Genomic DNA, 16,528 nt, shown 5'->3' with positions numbered 1-16,528 from the left:
AAGCCAGCGGAGCCCGCTGGCGGGGAAGCCGCGCTGCACGGCGAGGAATCCGAGTTCCCGGTAGGCGGCGGACCGGACGGCGGGAACGCCGTTGCGTGAGAGTAAAAGGACGCGGTGCAGAAGGTCCGCAACCTCCGCGCCGCGCCCGCCCGCGTTGTGGATGAGGGCGCCTGCCAGTGCGAGCTGGGCCTCGGCCTGCAGGTCCGAGTTTCCGGTCCGCTCCGCCAGTCCGCCGGCCACCCGCAGGTGGGCGAGGGCCGGTGCGGTCGCTCCGGCTGAAAGGCAGGATTCGGCGGCTTCCAGGTAAGACTTCACGGCAAGGGGAGTGGCAGGCAGGGCACTCGTCCGGGTGTCGGGCGCGGCGAGCGCCTGCTGGACTTCCGCCGGCAGCCCTGAGCCGACATGCTCCTCGAAGATGTGCTGGCACTTTCCCGCATGCAGGCGCGCACCGGAACGGTCCCCTGACGCGACGAGGGACCGTACGAGGAGTGCGTGGAAGTCGGCGTTGAGGGCGTCGAGTGCCACGGCTCGGCCCGCGATCCGCACCGCAATGTCCGTGTTCCCCGCGGCGAGGGCAGCCAGCCCGGACTCATAGGTAAGGGTCTCAACGAAGTGGCGGAGGCGGTGGCGCTCGATGGTCAGCCAGATATCGAAACCGGGACAGTCAGTGAAGTCGAGTCCTGCGAGGAGCTCGGCATCGAGCGTTGGAGCAGTGGCGGCGTGCGATGAATCGGACGTGTCGGCGTCATACTTCGACGACGGCGGCAGGCGCACCGTCAGCGGATCCCCTCGGATCGAAGCCCCGGGTCCGAGGACGCGCCGCAGGTTCGAGAGGTGCCAGCGGAGGGCCCCGAGCGGATCGTCGGCGTCGGGGAAGAGCATTGCGGCAAGCTGGCTGCGCGGCGTCGGGGTGCGGTGCAGCAGGAGGTAGGCGAGCAGGCCCCACGCCTTGCGGCCGCGCGGTTGCGTGCCTTCTCCCTCCGGACGTTCGATGAAAGGAGGCCCGAGGAGGTGGATGCTCAACCCAGCCATGATCAACTGTAGAGCCGCGTGTAGGCGCTGTGCAGGCCCCCGGGGCTCTGCAGTGAACTAAAGTTCCGGCACGCACGGTCCTGTACCGAGAAGTGCAAAGCCGGCACGGTCGCCGTCCTGCATCTCGTAGACCGGAGCGGTCGCGTGCATCAGCTGGTCCCGGTCGTCGATGTGGTCCAGGCCGACCACGTGGCCGAGCTCGTGCATGATGAGCCCCTTCACCTCGAACCGTCCCTCCGGATCCTCGAGCCACTCGGACACCTGCTCGACGTCGAGTTTGACCTGCCCCGCAACGTAGACGGCCGGTGTGCCCGGCCTCTGCGCGTATTCACTGCTGCCCAGAGCAATCATCGTGCCCTCAAGCCCCGGCGTTTCGTCCTCGTTCGTCCAGGTGAAGAGGACCGGCGCCCACCTCTCGCCATATCGGTCGGGCTGGTAGGTGTCCCGGTTTGAGCTCGGTCCCTCCGTGGTGGTGCCGTCATACACGAACTGCAGGCCGGTCGCCGCGGAGATCTCCGCCACCGCTGCCTCGATGAGTCCCTCGGATCCGGCGGGCGCGCCCTCGGGCCGGACCACGTAGTGGACCGGACGGCACGGGTCGTAGGCGATGAAGTCCTGTGACGGGTTCGGCGGGTCAAGGAGTACGAAGTCGTCCGATTCCTCGACCTCCGGCGGAACGCCGAGGGGGGTGTCGCTGGCTTCGACGTCGGGGGGCGGCATGTCGGTGCCCGAGGAGAAGGGGAGGGTGGGTGGAAAGTCGGCATCTTCGGACAGGAGCGACGGCAGGTACAGCGCCCCGACGACGGCGACAACGCCGATGGTGCCCCAGCGCAGCTTCCGCTTCGAGGACGGCCGACGACGTCTGGGTGGGCGGCTTCCCCCGAGGTTGGGCGGAGGGGGCTGCATCGTTCGCGCCCACTGCTGTTGGTTTCGCGATGATCGCGGGGCAGCTCGAGGAGCAGGAGGGCCGTCTTTCCGCGCCCAGTCCCGATCCATTGCTCCCATTGAATTGATTCCTTTGTCGGCGTGATTCCCAGTGTGCGCCGCATCGGCAGGACCCGGCAAGGTTCTCACGTGTATCGGCCTGGTTCAGTTCCGGTCCTGGGCGCTACGGGCTGGGCTTCATCCGGCGGTGTTAGGCTCCACCGAATGACTGTTCTCGGGAAGCGCCTGTCCAACGAATTACCGCCTGTTCCTCCGCTGCGCACAGCGGGGCGGATCGTACTCGGCGGAGCTCTACTCTTCGCCGGAACGAGTCATCTGACATTCGCGCGCGAGGAGTTCACTGCCCAGGTGCCGGCGTGGATGCCGCTGGAGGCTGACTTCGTTGTCCTTGCGTCGGGGGTTGTAGAGATCGGACTCGGCGCGGTGCTGGTAGCCCTGCCGCGGCAGCGGGTTGCCGTCGGGTGGCTGACGGCGGGGTTCTTCGTGGTGATCTTTCCGGGCAATGTCGCCCAGTACGTGGATGGGGTCAGCGCGTTCGGACTGGATTCGGACCGTGCACGCCTGATCCGGCTGTTCTTCCAGCCGGTGCTCGGGCTGTGGGCTCTGTGGTCGACGGGCGCTTGGCGGGACCGGCGGAGCCTGTTCGACGGGCTGCGGGCGCGCAGGGGGAAGCAGCAGCGGGGTGCCTGAACCGCAGGGTTGCCGAGATTCGAGTCCCTTGACCTAGTTGCACGCGTCGCGCCCTGCTACCTGCCCGCCGGCTTCCCCACCAGCAACCGACGCGTGAATTTTTGGACGTCGCGCTGGAGCCCGGGATGCGCTCGCCGGTCAGGTTCCTGACCTGTAGCGAAAGCCTCGATAGCGTCAAGCGTCCGGGAGATCACTGGCTCCGGCCTACGCATCCGCCATGATTTCGCTTCCGCGGCAAGATCCGAGGTTGCCAGATCTGCATGGCGATAAATCCCGTTGACGGACAGTGCCATCCGCCCGTCAGTGTTCTGGTGGCGCATGGGTACCACATCATAGGCTGGGGCCAGCTGTGACCTTCCATCGAGATGGTGGAGCAGGGAAAGGTTTTTGGCATGCATGTCCAGATTTCCAAACGCAACTGTCAGAACGGTCAAGACAAGGAGCTGCTCCAGTGACTCGTCGTCGCCATTTCGCCGGAACAGTTCCGCAACCCGCCGCAGGCTCACTTTGCCTCCCAGCTCCTGGTATTTTTCATTGCCGTGGGCGCCGAGGGCTTGATTCATGTCCTCCTGGTGGATGCGCCCCATAGGAGCAGTTGGCGCGCGATCGAACCGTTCAATCACCAGTGCCGGAACGCCTGCAAAATCCGCGAGCCGGGTTTCCGTCCTGCTCAGTTCGAGCGCTCGTGCGGCACGCGCACCATAGTCTTCGTCATAGATGATCGTGGGATGGTCTCGGGACTCGGGCTTGACGATATGCGTGGAAGGATAGCCGTCGTGCACGCGGTGCCATGCGTCGTCGATTCGGGCCAGGACGATCTTGTCCTGCACCCCCGCCAGGGAGGTCTTGCCAGACAGCGGGCGGTTGGCCAGCGGCTCCACGGCGGTAGCCAGAAGTAGGCTTCCGACACCTTTTGCCGTCAGTGCCTCGGTTCGCGGACGGCGCGGTTCGCCGGGATGCTCTGGATCCCAGATCTGCAGGGCGCCGGCGACGTCCCTTCCGAAGTGTGAGAGCAGTGCAATGATGTCGTGCTCCCGCGCACCAACGCTCGCGGCGAGGTTTGTGAGGATTCGCCCCTCCGGAAGGAGCTCGGCGAAGAAGTTACGACGGCGGGACGCACGTCCGCGGTTCATCACCAGGTCCAATGGAACGGACTCGGACAGAATGGTGCTGCCAAGTTCAAAATGGTCAAAGGCTGAACGGTCGGTGCGGAAGTCAAACGAGCGCCAGTCCGTCCCTGTCAACCAGCCCACCAGGTGCCCGTACAACTCGACACGCAGTTCACCCATCGCTGCTGGGTTCCGCAGTAGTTCCTGGCGGATCTATTGGCTCGTCGATCTCTGCGTAGAGACGTACTCCGGTAGCACGAAGCATCTCGAACAGCCGGTCGGTGAGGAGGCCAGGCTTACCCTGCTCCATTTCCCAGACCCATTTCTGCCCGATGCCCATGTGGTCGGCGAGCTGCCGCTGGCTCATTCCCTGCAGCATGCGACCCTGCTGGAGCATCCGCCCCAAGGCTTCAGCGTTTCGGACCTGTCCGCGGACTGCCACCGTCGACCTTCCTTTGACTTCGATATTGTAGTCACCGTAGTCGGCGTCAATATCGAAGTCAAGAACCGTGAAGTAATAATCGAAGTCACACGCCTGGCCAGGGCGACTGGTCGCACTGCGTGCAGTGCCCTGCTCACGTAAATGCGGACGAGCCGATTTCATTGCCCTACCCGCACATCTGGCGCCGTAATGGCGCTACGCCGAGTATCCAGATCAAGGATGTTCCCGCCGAGACCCATGCTGTGCTTCGACGTCGTGCAATGGCAGCGCACCAATCCCTGCAGGAGTATCTCCGTTCACGCCTGATTCTGGAAGCAGGAAGCCCCACTGTGGAGGAAGTCCTGGACCGCGCTGAGGGCCGGGCGGGTGGATCCGCTCCCTTTGGCGCGGTCACCGAGGCTTTGCGGGAGGACCGTGATCGTCGTTGATACCGGCGTACTCGTCGTCGCACTTGCAGACGACGGAGCCGATGGAAGACGTGCCCGGGAACGCCTGCGAGGGCAGACGCTGGCCGCACCCGACCTCATCGACCTTGAAGTGTCGTCAGTTCTACGGCGCTTTCTGCTGGGCGGATCACTCTCGTCTGTCCGCGCCGAGCAGGCACTGGCCGACCTCATGGACCTTCCACTGCACCGCGCATCACATGGGCCGCTGATTCCGCGCTGCTGGGCTCTTCGCCAGAACCTGACCATCTACGATGCGTCCTACGTCGCTCTGGCAGAGGAATTGGATGCGGTATTACTGACCACCGACGCGCGACTGTCACGCGCGCCACGGTTGCGCTGCAAGATGGAGGTACTGCAGGGGGCGTAGTTGGGAGGGGCAGGCGTAGCTGGCGCTTCGCTATGCCGGTGATTCGGCGGCGGCGTCGGCGAATCCCCCTGCTTGTCCCTGGTCGTCCGCGACATTCACGGCGGGTGGGCCCGCGCTTTCCTGTATTCGCTGCAGACCAGGGCGGCCGTCGCGCCTTTCAGCCCCACTGTTGCATTCTCCTTCGTCCGGGCGGGAAGGACTGGTAACCATTCCTGGCCGTAAACCTCGGGCCGGTAAGTCTCCTGGTCGCTGATTGACCCCTCCGCGGGCAAGCAGTTGGCCACGAACTGTAGCCGGTCCTCGCAAGCTTCAAGCGACAGCAGCAAACCAAGTTGTATGCGATTTGGTGTATTTATGTACGAAATTAGGGGCAAATGCTTGACGAAGAGCGAGAGTTCTGTCACGTTGTATACATCATTAGATACTGACACTGACGTCATCTGGAGGACCAATGCGATCGCAATCCATTTACGGGACAGGGCTGGCAGCGTTGGTGGTTCTGCCACTGGCAGCTTGCGGCGGCGGGGGCGAAACGGCCTCAGGGGAGATTCCCAGTGTCACGGTATCGGTGACACACCCGGAGGATTTGTACGGTCTTCCGTGGGAGGTCGCCCGCGAGCAGGGCTTTTTCGAGGACGCCGGCGTCCGGGTCGAGGAGATCATTCCCTCGGAGGGCGGTGGGACCACGCTGCAAAACGTCGTCTCGGGTCAGCTGCCCTTCGGCGAGGTGGCCACGGGTGCGATCGTCTCAGGTTTCAACGAGGGAGCGCCGGTCCAGGTGATTGGCGGTGGGATTCAATCAGTTGCAGATGTCTCCTGGGTCACGCTGCCGGACTCCGATATCGGGAGTCTGGAGGGCGCGGCTGATGCTCGCTGGGGCTTCACCAACCCGGGCTCTGTCACCGAGGCGATGAGCTTCCTGACACCTGAGGGCGCAGGGCTGGATCCCACGGCGATCGACCGGACGGCAACGGGCGGGACCGGCGCGGGTATCGCCTTGCTGGAGGCCGGGGAAGTCGATCTGACGTACGCCTCACCGAGAGTCGCGATCGAGAACGCGGATACTCTGAAGGTGGTCGGCAGCAGTTCCGATGTGGTCCCGTCCTACCAGCAGACGATGATTATCAGCAGCCGCGACTATGCGCAGGAAAACCCCGAAACCGCCAAGGCCGTTCTTCAGGGATACTCGGATGCTGTCCAGTGGATCAACGACAATCCAGAAGAAGCCGCGGAGTTCTGGGCAGGGCTCGCCGACCTCGACGTCGCCGCTGCTCAGGGCATTCTCGACGATGCGCTCGCCGCGGATCACTGGGGCATCGCCTATAATCCGGAGGCACTCGAGGCAGCCGAAAAGGCTCTCGCCTACACGGACGATCTCGACGAGGTCAACTGGGACGAACTCCTGACCGATGAGTTCCTTCCCGAGGACGAGAAGGGCACAATCCCTTAGCCTCGGCAGCGCAAAGGCCAGCCACGAGGGTTACTGCGCATCACCGGTTCCGACAGCAGAACTGAATTCCAAGGGGAATGTATGGGTGCGAAAGTAGAGTTGCGCGACGTCGACCGTGTATACGGGGATGTCCAGGCGCTGAGTCCCACGAATCAGGTGCTCGAACCGGGCACCTTCACAACACTGGTGGGCCCCAGCGGTTGCGGGAAGTCCACCTTGCTGGACATCATCGCGGGCTTGAACAAGGGAAACGGCGGACAAGTCCTTATCGATGGAAGCCCCAGCACGGGGCCTCGTCGGGAAACCGGCGTGATCTTTCAGGAAGCAGCAGTGTTGCCGTGGCGCACGGTTCTGGACAACACGGCCTTTGCGCTTGAAACCCAGAAAGTTCCCGTTAGAAAACGCAGGGAAATCGCCCGCGAAGTACTCCAGCGCGTAGGGCTCTCAGACTTCGTCAACCACTACCCTCACCAGCTCTCAGGGGGAATGCGCCAGCGGGTAGCGATCGCACGTGTGCTCAGTACGGATCCGGATCTGATCCTCGCGGACGAGCCTTTCGGTGCCCTTGACGAACAGACTCGCGTGGTTCTTGGTCTGGAGCTGCTCAAGGTGGTCAGGCAGGGCGGTGCCACGGTTCTCTTCGTCACCCATAGCATCCAGGAAGCTGCTCTCCTTTCTGACCGCGTTCTGGTCATGGGAGCCCGGCCCGGCAAGATCCTTCTCGACCTCCATGTGGACCTGCCTCCAGACCGGGATCCCACCATGGTTGGATCTCCGGTTGCGACAGCACTGGTCGAGCAGATCTGGACGGTCCTCAAGAGTGAAGCCCAGCGGGCCATGGTGGAGCAGGGACCGCGGTCGTGAGCACGGGACCGGTGGCAACCGAGTCAGCAACTACTCCGCTGAGAAAGGACAAGCCGGAAATCGTCCGCGAACGTCGGCTTGGCCTCACCGTGCGTGGCTGGACCATCGTCGGCGCCCTACTGACCGTCCTCTTCCTGGAACTGGCGCCGAGGCTCGGTCTGGTGGACTCCTTTTCACTCGTTCCACTGAGCGCAATGGTGATGCGGGCCTTCGGCCTGCTGACCGATCCTGAGTTCCTCTCCCAGGACCTTGTGCCGTCCCTGCTTTCCATCCTCGTGGCATTTATCTTTGCCGTCGTCTCGGGTGTTCTGATCGGACTCCTCGTCTGGCGGTTCGACTGGGCCCGGAAAACACTCGATCCCTGGCTCGCAACCTATTACGCCATTCCCACATTTGCGCTGTACCCCTTGCTTGTAGCGCTCCTGGGCATCGGGTTTGTACCGATCGTGCTGCTGGCCACGCTGTTCGCCGTCGTCGCCATGATCAGCTCCACCGTCGACGGTCTCGACGGCATCCCCCGGTCCGTCCTTCGGCTCGCGGCGGTGCTGCAGTTGGACCCTTTCCAGCGCACGTTCAAGGTGTTGCTGCCGGCGGCGCTTCCGCAGATCAGCGTGGGATTGCGGCTCGCTCTTTCCTACAGCCTCATCATGGTCCTGGCGAGCGAGTTCGTCCTTTCGACCAGCGGGCTTGGCCACTTCATCTCCAACGCATACAACGATTTCGCGATCACCGACATGTACGCCGGAGTGCTCCTTGTCTTTGTCCTCGCCCTCGGGTTGAACTTCGCCTTCGCGGCAGCCCTCCGGCCACAATCGAAGCGAGTCCTCTCATGAGCCTCTCGACCGCCGTCACCCCTCGGACCCAAGCCGGCAGATCGCGAGGAGTCCTCGCATCGATCGGCTGGATACTCATCCTGCCCGCGGTCATCCTGATCGGTTGGGCCATTACTGCCGCGACAGTAGACAGCTTGGTGTTCCCCGGGCCGCTGCAGTCGCTCGCCCGGCTCGGCGAGGACCTGTCCGAACCTGGATTCCGCCAGAGCATCGTATCCACCGTGACGTTGCTCCTCGCGGGGTGGTCGCTCGCGGTCATCGTGGGGACGCTCGTCGGCTTCGCCCTCGGGCTATCCAATTTCTGGTCCGCGGTCTTTGAAACTCCCCTCTTCGCGCTGTACAGCATTCCGAAAGTCACCCTGTACCCGGTGTTCCTGCTGTTCCTCGGCATCGGAGACGCGAGCCGCCTGACCTTCGCCTTTTTCCACGGCGTGTTCCCCATCGCACTACTCGTCATGGCGGCGACCCGCTCAATGGACAAGAACTTCCTCAAGCTCGCCGATGTCCTCGTGTTGCCCTGGTACACCCGGTTGCGGTTGATACTCATACCCGCGCTGCTTCCGTCGATCGTCACAGCAGTGCGCATTGCCTTCGGCCTCACGCTGCTGGGCCTCATCCTTGCTGAAATGTTCTCTGCGCAAAGCGGCCTGGGACGGGAACTGGTGTCCAATGTGGCAAACGTCAGGGTTGATCATATTGCCGGGCAGGTAGTATTTATCGCCATTCTTGCGGTGATCCCAGGATTTGCATTGCGGTGGGGCGAGAAACGGATCACGCGGCGCTACGGCAGCTGACTGCTCAGCGCCGCACGCAGCACCGTGGACGTGGCGAGCATTCGCGGGATCATGGTCTCGAACGGTTGGAGGAGCTTTCGCACCTGGTCGTCGTCGAGGGGCTGTACCGGTTCGGGCCAGTGCGCGGCGGTCCGGGCGGCGACGGCGCGCACCGAGTCCTCGCACCGGTTCAAAGCGCCGGATTCCGCTGCGTCGGTCACAACCGATTCGATCCAGTCAAGTAGGGCTGTGTCATGCCCGATATGTCGGAAGAGGCTCGGTACAGCCCTTCCTCCCGGTTCGATCAACCGGGCCAGCCGGAGCACCGAGTTCCTTGCCTCGGTGCCCATGTCGTCCACCTCGAGCATCGGGGGGAGTGGAGCCGTAACCATTTCCGTCGGTAGTGCATCCCCCGTTGACGCTACGGTGGATAGCAGCGGGGAGGAAGAGTCGCCAGGGGCGCCTCCCCGGAGCAGGGCGACGACGACGGCGTTGCAGGAGTTCCCGGAATCGTAAGGACTGAGGATCCGCAGGAGTGTTGCGGCCTGCCCGGGATTGATGGGCGAGGTGCCGGACGCAGGGCGCGCGTTGGAGATCTTTCCCTCTGGCCCCCGGGCGGCGGGAGCATGTGCGTCTGCGGAGTCGATTCCGTCCAGCATCAATCGTCGTAGCGCCGTATGCCCGATCCGGGCGAGTCCGGGCCGAACACGTCCCCAGCAGTCTTCAAGGCGGCGTGGATCCTCACCGAGCCGCCTGTACAGCAGGTTCGGAAACGGCATGCCGGTGAGCTCACTGATGTCGGCGAATATCGTGTCGCGGCCGACTTTGACAGGATCAGGGCTGGTCATGGCGCGCTCCCGCAGCGTTGCGCGCCGCAAGGATGTGGGTGCGCATGATTGCTTCGGCCCATTCGCCGTCCCTGGCGCGGGCGGCGGCAACAAGCTCCGCGTGGTGGAGCATGCTGCGGTTCAGTGCTTCGGGGCTGTACTTTCGAAAGGTATGGGCCACGACGGCCGGTCGCATGAGCGTCTGGAGTGCCGTCGCGAAGTGCCGGTTGCCACATCGATCGACGAAAAGCCCATGGAACGCGCTGTTCAGTGCGCTGAGGGCGTCCAGCTCGCCGGAGCGGACCACGTCCTCCATGGCAGCCGCCAGCTCAGCCAGGCGGTCCACGTCCTCGTCCCCTAATAGAGGAACCGCCAACAGCGCGGCATGCGGTTCGAAGCCTGCGCGGACGTCGTAAAGTCCGGCGACGTCGTCGGGTGTGAACGACACCACCTGTGCGCCCTTGTTGCGGCTGATCTCGACCATTCCTTCGGCGGAGAGTCGGTTGAGCGCCTCGCGGATCGGTGTGCGGCTGACGCCGATTCGCTCGGCCAGTATCTTTTCCCGAAGCCAGGACCCGGCGGCGAGTTCGCCGGAGGCGATGAGGGCCCGCACCTGTGCATAGGCACCTTCGTCCACCTCGCGATCATTCGGACGGGGCAGCGGGGGGTGAGTCTCCATGGCGTTTACCGTATCCCTCTTTCCGAGCCGCAGTCAGACGGTCTCGGGCCAACGGGCGGAAGCGAGGCCGCTTCGCGTTCCACCTCGCGACACGAAGGACGCCGACGGACGTCCGGTGAGTTCAACGATGCGATCCGACACTGCCATGTATTTCGCAAGGTCGATACCGGTGTCGATGCCTAGCCCATCACACAGGTGGATGATGTCCTCGAGTGCGGCATTTCCGAGGACTGAGGGGTCGCCCGGGAACCAGAGGTCGCCGCCAAGGCCCGCGAATGATCCCTCGAGCCATGTGGCTCCGGCCATCATGCACGCCAGCGCGTTCGCCGGTGCGAATCCATTGCGGTTGTGGAGGTGCACCCCGACATCGAGTTGCGGGTGGAGACGGCGTACCTCGGTCACGCCGTCGTACATCTCCCCGGGGTGTTCCTCTCCCGAGGTCGCCGCGAGGTAGATGCCGGCGGCGCCTGCGGCCACCGCCGCGTCGACGACCCGCAGGCGTTCCGCCCCGGTCACCGGGCCACGCGCCGGAGCGAAGAACGCGCACGCCACAGCGACCACAAGCCGAAGGCCTGAAGCCTGCGCCAGCGCACCGATCCGGGCAAGATCCGCGAGGATCTCGTCGACGGTGAGCCGCTGATTACGGAGGCTCACTTCCTCATCAGCTGAAACCACGACGACGATCTCATCGAGACCGCAGTCCACTGCGCGCTCGGCACCGCGGAAGTTCGGAGCCAGCCCGCGGTACCGAACTCCGGGGACACGTGGCACAGCCGCCATGACGTCGACCGCATCGGCAAGTTGGGGGAGGACCTTCGGATGGGCGAAGGAGACTGCTTCAATCTCCCGCACGCCGGCCTGGATGAGCAGATGGACGAGTTCGACCTTGTTCGCGGTGGGTATCATTTCGGGAACCGACTGCAGTCCGTCACGCAGGCCTACCTCCACGAGCCGGATGGATGATGGAAGCTGTGAGATGCTCATGCGACATTCCGCCCACGTAGGTCCTCCAGATCGGCGGGGTCGACCCCGATCTCCGCGAGGACCTCCTCAGTGTGCTCCCCCAGCTCCGGGCCCGGCCATCGCACCGTCCCGGTGGTGCGGCTCAATCTCGGGAAGACATTCTGCATGGAGACCGGGCCGAGTACGGGGTGGTCGACACTGGTGATCGACTCCCTGGCCTGATACTGGGGATCGGCGAGCATGTCGACGGGACGGAAGATCTTTCCGGATGGAACTCCGAACTCTTCGAGGGCGGCCTCGAGGTCCTCTGCGTCGAGAGTTGAGGTGTAGTCCCCGATGACCCCGTCGAGCTCGGCCTGCCGCTCGCCGCGTGCGCCATGCGTGGCGTACCGTGGGTCCTCAGCCAGGTCCGTCCGGCCGATCGCCTTCGCGAGCCGGGCGAAGACGGTGTCCTGATTGGCCGCAATGAGGACCCACTTACCGTCTTTGGTGGGGTACACGTTACTGGGGGCTACGTTGGGCAGAATGGCGCCCGTACGCTCACGTTGGTACCCGGAGATCTGCCACTCGGGAACGAGGGATTCCATCACCCCGAGCACTGCCTCATAAATCGCCGAGTCCACTATCTGACCGCGACCGCTTACCTCCCGCTCCCGGATCGCGGCCAGCGCACCGATGGTGGCGAACAGGGCGGCCAGTGTGTCACCGATGGAGATGCCGACGCGTGACGGCGGCGTGGAGGGATCGCCGACCACATAACGGAGCCCGCCCATCGCTTCACCGATCGCGCCGTACCCTGCGCGCTGTGAGTATGGGCCGTCCTGCCCGAATCCAGAAACCCGGACCATGATCAGCCCGGGATTGAGTTCCTGCAGGACGTCATACCCGAGGCCCCACCTTTCCATCGTGCCGGGCCGGAAATTCTCGATGACGATGTCGGCGGTGGCGATGATCTTTCGCGCCAGGTCCTGAGCTTCGGGCTCCCGCAGGTTGAGGGTCACCGAGCGCTTGTTCCGGCCCACGATCGTCCACCACAATGACTGTCCCTGCGGAAGTTGCCGGCCCCACTGCCGCAGCGGATCGCCTTTCTTCGGGTCCTCGATCTTCACGACGTCGGCACCCAGGTCTCCGAGCATCTGTCCACAGAACGGGCCCGCAAGGAGCTGCCCCATCTCGACTACGCGGAGCCCGGCGAGCGGACCGCTGGCGGGAGGTGAAGCGTCGGGAGCTGTCACAGGGTGGCCTCCAAAGCAGCGGGGAACGGAGATTTCGATCAAAGAAGCTATAACGTATACAACTTCTCAAATATCACCGCTACAGTCAAGGAAAACAGTGCCAAATCTAACGTTTTGTATGCAATAAAGCGGATGTGGGTATGGGTACGCCTACCTCCCAGCCATGGAAGGGCAGCAGCGAGTGGATGCCAGTTGGACATCGGGGTCTTAACGATGGAAATGGCCCTGGCGGAGTCAGAAACTCCTCCAGGGCCATTTCGTCGAATCTGCCGGCTATGAACTAGTACCAGGCACCTGCCGAGGAGCTGGAAACGGGCGATATGGCGACAGCGGACCACAGAGCGCCACGAAGGCTGAGCCACTGCCGACGGGTGCCTGCCGTCGTCATGCTGATGGCCGGCATGCGTACCGCGGCGGGGCGAGCGGCGGAGGCTACGGTAGGCGCTTCGCCAGGGCTGGTGATTCGGCGTCTTCGGTGGTGGTACTGCCACTCTTGTCCCGGGTCACAAGGCTCACGGCTACAAGGGCAACGACGGCTGCCGGCAGGGCGACGACGACGGCGTTGACGTCCGCCGACATGCTGCTCGCCTGCCACAGCACGGTGACCACTCCGCCGACCACCATTCCGGCGATTGCCCCCTTGGAGGTGGCCCGCTTCCAGAACAGTGCTGCCAGGACAACAGGCGTGATCGCCACCCCGTACATCGTGTAGGCGTACATCTGGAGCGCGAGGACACTTGGGAAGAACTGTCCCATCACATAGGCGAAAACGGTTACCGCAAGGACAGCCCAGCGGCCGAGCTTCAATGCCCTGTCCGGGTTTGCTACAGCGTTCTTCCGCTGGAAGACGAGGTCGTACACGATGTTTCCCGAGCAGGTCAGGAGGTAGGAGGACCCGGTGGTCACGATCAACGCGAACGCTCCGGCAAGCAGCATGCCGCCGATACCCAGTGGCACGAGATCCGTTCCGGCCAGGCCGAGGATGGCCTGACCCGGATCGATGTCCGGGAGCAGGAACGAGGACATCGATGCGAGAAGGATGATGGTTCCCAGGATGACGACGGCGCCACCGAAGAACGCGATGGTCGCCTGTCGGGCCGTTCCTTCATCCTGTCCTGCCGCGAGACGCTGGTGCATGTTCTGATCGCCGAGGATGAGCAGGAACAGGGGCAGGAAATAGCCCAGCAACTGGATCGGCGTCAGGCTGCCCGTGAGCGATGTCAGCGCAGGGTCAAGGCGGTTCACGTAGCTTCCGACGCCACCAACGTCGCCGATGAAGACGACGGCGAGCGTGGCCACCAGGGCGACGACGATGAAGATCACTGAGACGAAGTCCGTCCAGGCCACGGACTTGAGGCCTCCACCCAGGGCGAGGAAGGTGATCAGGACCGCAGCGACGATCGTTCCCTGGGCGGTGCTGAGCGGAGTGATGACGCTGAGAATGGCTCCGGCTCCGGTGAACTGGTAGGCCGTGATGCCGATGAACGCCACCAGGATGATGATGGTTGCCAGCACGCGGACGGGCTTGCCGAAGCGGTCCTCCAGCATCTCCGGGATGGTGTGGTGTGACTGCCTCCGTACCTTGGTTGCCATGAAGTAGAGGCACACGATGCCCACGATTGTTCCGGCGAAGAAGAAGATCCCCGCGACCGGTCCGTAGGTGTACACGAAGCTTGCTCCACCGATGATGGAGCCTGAGCCGACGAAGGTTGCAAGGAGGGTCCCGGCGAGCACGGGGGTGGGGAGGGAGCGGCCCGCCAGCATGAAGTCCTCGCCGGTGGCAACGGTCTTGCTGCGGCTGAACCACGCTCCGATCAGGACCATGAGCAGGATGTAACCCACCAGGATGATGACGTGCACTGTCTGCATGAAAAACCTCTCGAAGGTGCCGGGGCGGACGGCAATTAGAGAAGAGTCTCACTGATTGATGGCTTCAATGCAATAGTTATTGCAGAAGTTCACGAAAATGAGACAAGAGGCAGTGAGTCCGAATTAGGCGATCAGGCAGGGTCCACCAGGTCCAGTTGCCCCCACAAATCCTCGGTCTCTCGGAGCGCCGTCGTCGTTCGGGCAGGGTCGATCGCTGCCAGTTCGGCCAGGATTGCCTGCACGGTGGAAACCGCTGCAACGGTTGATGGCATGAAGCTTGAGCCCTCGCTGGGAACCACCAGGGCTTCCTCTGCAAGGTCGGTGATTCCGGTCTTGCGATCGGCGAGAGCCACGATGCGGATACCGCGCTTAGCCGCTACGCGTACCACCTCGAGGACGAACTTGCTCGCGCGCCATAAGTTACAACTGACCAGGCAATCGCCCGGCTCAAGCATTCGCAGGCGATTGACCAGGGCGGTGCCGGGTGCAGTGTGCAGCTCGATGTCCCGACCCATCCATTGGCCCACATGAGCCAACTGGAAGCCCGCTGCGGCGTAGCTTCCCGTCGCCAGTACTATGGTGCGCTGCGCTGAGGCGATGATTGCGGCAGCCCGTGCTACCTGGTCGGGGTCCATGGATTTACCCAGTCGCGTCATATTGCGGGCATCGCTGGCCATCGACGCGCCTGCTGGTCCCGAACCGGTGGCTGAATCCCTGTCGAGGAGCTTTTCGGCGGTCATCGAGGCAAGGTAGCGGTGGCGGAGCTCGGATTTGAGCGCGGACCAACCCGAGAACCCGAGGAACTGGGCGGCGCGCACCACGGTTGCGACGTTGATATTTGCCCGGGTGGCCAGCTCCTGTGTCGACATGAAGGAGGCCGGGCCGGCGTCATGCCGGATGACGTTCAAAACGGCTTCAATCCCAGGGCTCGCTTTTCGTCCCAGGACCAGCCCATCCACCCAGTCGGTGATCTGCAACAAGAATGCCCCTCATGATATGCAACGCAGATTGCAACGAATGTTGCATGTTCGTTCATTACTTGTGATCATCGTGTCAGGTATATCGGCAGTCAAGGTCACTCGACGACACGCCGCGAAGGTTCATCCGCGGCCCACCATGAGGAGCAGCATGCCCACGGCACAACACTTGCACATCCGGAACGCAACGGTCCTGGACATCGAGCACGGCACCGTTTCCTCAGGTCAGAGCATCCTCATGGAGGAGGGTGTCATCACGTGGGTGGGTGACTCCGGAGCGGCAGCCGCCGAAGCCTTCGACGGCGAGACCATTGATGCGCAGGGCAGGTTCGTGATGCCAGGTCTCATCGACGGCCACGTCCACGTCACCGCTGCGACGGCAGACCTCGGCGCCATGGGGGAGTGGTCACCCAATTACGTCGCCGCCCACACCGCGCGCAACCTCAAGGCGATGCTGGCGCGCGGATTCACCACGGTCCGCGACGTTGCCGGTGCTGACTACGGTGTGGCGCTCGCCGTCGAGGAAGAGCTGTTCATCGGCCCACGGGTGATCTTCGGCGGCAAGGCGCTGTCGCAGTCCGGTGGGCACGGGGACATGCGCGGAATGGGCGCCAGCGTCAGTGATCCACACCAGTGCTGTCCCTCGATCGGGATCGTGTGCGACGGCGTCGACGCCGTACGGAAGGCTTCGCGGGACCAGCTGCGCACCGGTGCGCACCATATAAAGATCATGCTGTCTGGTGGCGTTGCGTCGCCGACGGACCGGGTGGATTCGACGCAGTTCTCGGAGAGCGAGATCCTGGCCGTCGTCGAAGAGGTGGAAGGCGCGAACCGCTACGTCTGCGGCCACGCCTACACCGCCCGCGCCGTGAACCGCGGGCTTCGGCTCGGTGTCCGGTGCATCGAGCACGGAAACCTGATCGACGACGAGAGCGTGAAGCTGTTCGTGGAGAAGGGCGCGTACCTTGTCCCCACCCTCATCACCTACGAGCGGCTGAATGCTGACGGAGAAGCGGCAGGACTACCC

At 63.7% G+C, this 16,528-nt stretch carries 18 protein-coding genes; 8 read left to right on the top strand and 10 right to left on the bottom strand.

Annotation, left to right across the window (positions count from 1 at the left end; all coding sequences use genetic code 11):
* Both Y705_RS0100280 and Y705_RS16190 read right to left on the bottom strand, forming a co-directional pair.
* Window positions 1–1,032 (bottom strand): AfsR/SARP family transcriptional regulator (locus Y705_RS0100280; RefSeq protein WP_026531421.1); only part of this gene is annotated, 1,032 nt, incomplete at its 3' end.
* A 57-nt stretch (window positions 1,033–1,089) separates the two neighbouring features.
* Window positions 1,090–1,938 (bottom strand): matrixin family metalloprotease, encoded by an 849-nt coding sequence (locus Y705_RS16190; RefSeq protein WP_049822021.1) that lies wholly within the window; start codon window positions 1,936–1,938, stop codon window positions 1,090–1,092.
* A gap of 243 nt (window positions 1,939–2,181) precedes the next feature.
* Between Y705_RS16190 and Y705_RS0100270 the strand changes: the two genes are divergently transcribed.
* The gene (locus tag Y705_RS0100270; RefSeq protein ID WP_049822020.1) at window positions 2,182–2,667 is read left to right on the top strand and encodes a DoxX family protein; all 486 of its coding nucleotides are present in this window, start codon (window positions 2,182–2,184) and stop codon (window positions 2,665–2,667) included.
* A gap of 56 nt (window positions 2,668–2,723) precedes the next feature.
* Here Y705_RS0100270 and Y705_RS0100265 read toward each other — a convergent pair whose 3' ends face one another.
* Entirely contained in the window at window positions 2,724–3,956 is a 1,233-nt protein-coding gene (locus tag Y705_RS0100265) for a type II toxin-antitoxin system HipA family toxin (RefSeq protein ID WP_026531419.1), read from the bottom strand.
* Window positions 3,949–4,380, bottom strand: a complete 432-nt coding sequence (locus Y705_RS22820; protein ID WP_253908416.1) for a helix-turn-helix domain-containing protein — start codon at window positions 4,378–4,380, stop codon at window positions 3,949–3,951. The genes Y705_RS0100265 and Y705_RS22820 overlap by 8 nt, the downstream gene beginning before the upstream one ends.
* Between Y705_RS22820 and Y705_RS23510 the strand changes: the two genes are divergently transcribed.
* The 6 genes from Y705_RS23510 (at window position 4,338) to Y705_RS16180 (ending at window position 8,972) form a co-directional block, all read left to right on the top strand.
* Window positions 4,338–4,646, top strand: coding sequence for a FitA-like ribbon-helix-helix domain-containing protein (locus Y705_RS23510; RefSeq protein ID WP_444826145.1), 309 nt, complete (start codon window positions 4,338–4,340; stop codon window positions 4,644–4,646). The two genes, Y705_RS22820 and Y705_RS23510, sit on opposite strands and share 43 nt — an antisense overlap.
* On the top strand, window positions 4,633–5,031 hold the full coding sequence (locus Y705_RS0100255; protein ID WP_026531418.1) for a type II toxin-antitoxin system VapC family toxin: 399 nt from the start codon (window positions 4,633–4,635) through the stop codon (window positions 5,029–5,031). The genes Y705_RS23510 and Y705_RS0100255 overlap by 14 nt, the downstream gene beginning before the upstream one ends.
* Window positions 5,032–5,482: 451 nt before the next feature.
* Window positions 5,483–6,481: an ABC transporter substrate-binding protein gene (locus Y705_RS0100245; protein WP_026531416.1), complete on the top strand. Its 999-nt coding sequence runs from the start codon at window positions 5,483–5,485 to the stop codon at window positions 6,479–6,481.
* An 81-nt stretch (window positions 6,482–6,562) separates the two neighbouring features.
* Entirely contained in the window at window positions 6,563–7,345 is a 783-nt protein-coding gene (locus Y705_RS0100240) for an ABC transporter ATP-binding protein (protein WP_026531415.1), read from the top strand.
* Window positions 7,342–8,178: an ABC transporter permease gene (locus Y705_RS0100235; RefSeq protein WP_026531414.1), complete on the top strand. Its 837-nt coding sequence runs from the start codon at window positions 7,342–7,344 to the stop codon at window positions 8,176–8,178. Before Y705_RS0100240 ends, Y705_RS0100235 begins: the two co-directional genes overlap by 4 nt.
* Window positions 8,175–8,972, top strand: coding sequence for an ABC transporter permease (locus Y705_RS16180; RefSeq protein WP_049822018.1), 798 nt, complete (start codon window positions 8,175–8,177; stop codon window positions 8,970–8,972). The genes Y705_RS0100235 and Y705_RS16180 overlap by 4 nt, the downstream gene beginning before the upstream one ends.
* On the opposite strand, the gene Y705_RS0100225 is transcribed toward Y705_RS16180, so the two are convergent.
* The 6 genes from Y705_RS0100225 to Y705_RS0100200 form a co-directional block, all read right to left on the bottom strand.
* The gene (locus tag Y705_RS0100225; RefSeq protein ID WP_026531413.1) at window positions 8,960–9,799 is read right to left on the bottom strand and encodes a hypothetical protein; all 840 of its coding nucleotides are present in this window, start codon (window positions 9,797–9,799) and stop codon (window positions 8,960–8,962) included. The genes Y705_RS16180 and Y705_RS0100225 overlap by 13 nt on opposite strands.
* Complete coding sequence (locus Y705_RS0100220; RefSeq protein WP_081737647.1) at window positions 9,786–10,457, bottom strand: GntR family transcriptional regulator; 672 nt, start codon at window positions 10,455–10,457, stop codon at window positions 9,786–9,788. Before Y705_RS0100220 ends, Y705_RS0100225 begins: the two co-directional genes overlap by 14 nt.
* A 33-nt stretch (window positions 10,458–10,490) precedes the next feature.
* Complete coding sequence (locus Y705_RS0100215; protein ID WP_026531411.1) at window positions 10,491–11,441, bottom strand: beta/alpha barrel domain-containing protein; 951 nt, start codon at window positions 11,439–11,441, stop codon at window positions 10,491–10,493.
* Entirely contained in the window at window positions 11,438–12,655 is a 1,218-nt protein-coding gene (locus Y705_RS0100210) for a CaiB/BaiF CoA transferase family protein (protein ID WP_026531410.1), read from the bottom strand. Before Y705_RS0100210 ends, Y705_RS0100215 begins: the two co-directional genes overlap by 4 nt.
* Window positions 12,656–13,087: 432 nt before the next feature.
* On the bottom strand, window positions 13,088–14,524 hold the full coding sequence (locus tag Y705_RS16175) for a sodium:solute symporter family protein (protein WP_049822017.1): 1,437 nt from the start codon (window positions 14,522–14,524) through the stop codon (window positions 13,088–13,090).
* 131 nt (window positions 14,525–14,655) lie between these two features.
* A complete protein-coding gene (locus Y705_RS0100200; protein WP_155849817.1) occupies window positions 14,656–15,504 on the bottom strand; it encodes a MurR/RpiR family transcriptional regulator in 849 nt (282 codons plus the stop codon).
* Between the two features lie 148 nt (window positions 15,505–15,652).
* Between Y705_RS0100200 and Y705_RS0100195 the strand changes: the two genes are divergently transcribed.
* Window positions 15,653–16,528, top strand: an 876-nt coding sequence (locus tag Y705_RS0100195; RefSeq protein ID WP_026531408.1) for a metal-dependent hydrolase family protein, incomplete at its 3' end; no start/stop codon positions are given.

This window comes from Arthrobacter sp. H41 (assembly GCF_000520535.1).
GTDB lineage: Bacteria > Actinomycetota > Actinomycetes > Actinomycetales > Micrococcaceae > Arthrobacter_D.
This window is presented reverse-complemented; position numbering and strand designations above follow the sequence as displayed.

Coding starts and splice junctions, on each gene's coding strand:
- Y705_RS16180 (WP_049822018.1), top strand. CDS start 8,175: ATGAGCCTCTCGACCGCCGTCACCCCTCGGACCCAAGCCGGCAGATCG.
- Y705_RS0100240 (WP_026531415.1), top strand. CDS start 6,563: ATGGGTGCGAAAGTAGAGTTGCGCGACGTCGACCGTGTATACGGGGAT.
- Y705_RS0100245 (WP_026531416.1), top strand. CDS start 5,483: ATGCGATCGCAATCCATTTACGGGACAGGGCTGGCAGCGTTGGTGGTT.
- Y705_RS0100220 (WP_081737647.1), bottom strand. CDS start 10,457: ATGGAGACTCACCCCCCGCTGCCCCGTCCGAATGATCGCGAGGTGGAC.
- Y705_RS16175 (WP_049822017.1), bottom strand. CDS start 14,524: ATGCAGACAGTGCACGTCATCATCCTGGTGGGTTACATCCTGCTCATG.
- Y705_RS0100265 (WP_026531419.1), bottom strand. CDS start 3,956: ATGGGTGAACTGCGTGTCGAGTTGTACGGGCACCTGGTGGGCTGGTTG.
- Y705_RS0100270 (WP_049822020.1), top strand. CDS start 2,182: ATGACTGTTCTCGGGAAGCGCCTGTCCAACGAATTACCGCCTGTTCCT.
- Y705_RS22820 (WP_253908416.1), bottom strand. CDS start 4,380: ATGAAATCGGCTCGTCCGCATTTACGTGAGCAGGGCACTGCACGCAGT.
- Y705_RS0100225 (WP_026531413.1), bottom strand. CDS start 9,799: ATGACCAGCCCTGATCCTGTCAAAGTCGGCCGCGACACGATATTCGCC.
- Y705_RS0100215 (WP_026531411.1), bottom strand. CDS start 11,441: ATGAGCATCTCACAGCTTCCATCATCCATCCGGCTCGTGGAGGTAGGC.
- Y705_RS16190 (WP_049822021.1), bottom strand. CDS start 1,938: ATGCAGCCCCCTCCGCCCAACCTCGGGGGAAGCCGCCCACCCAGACGT.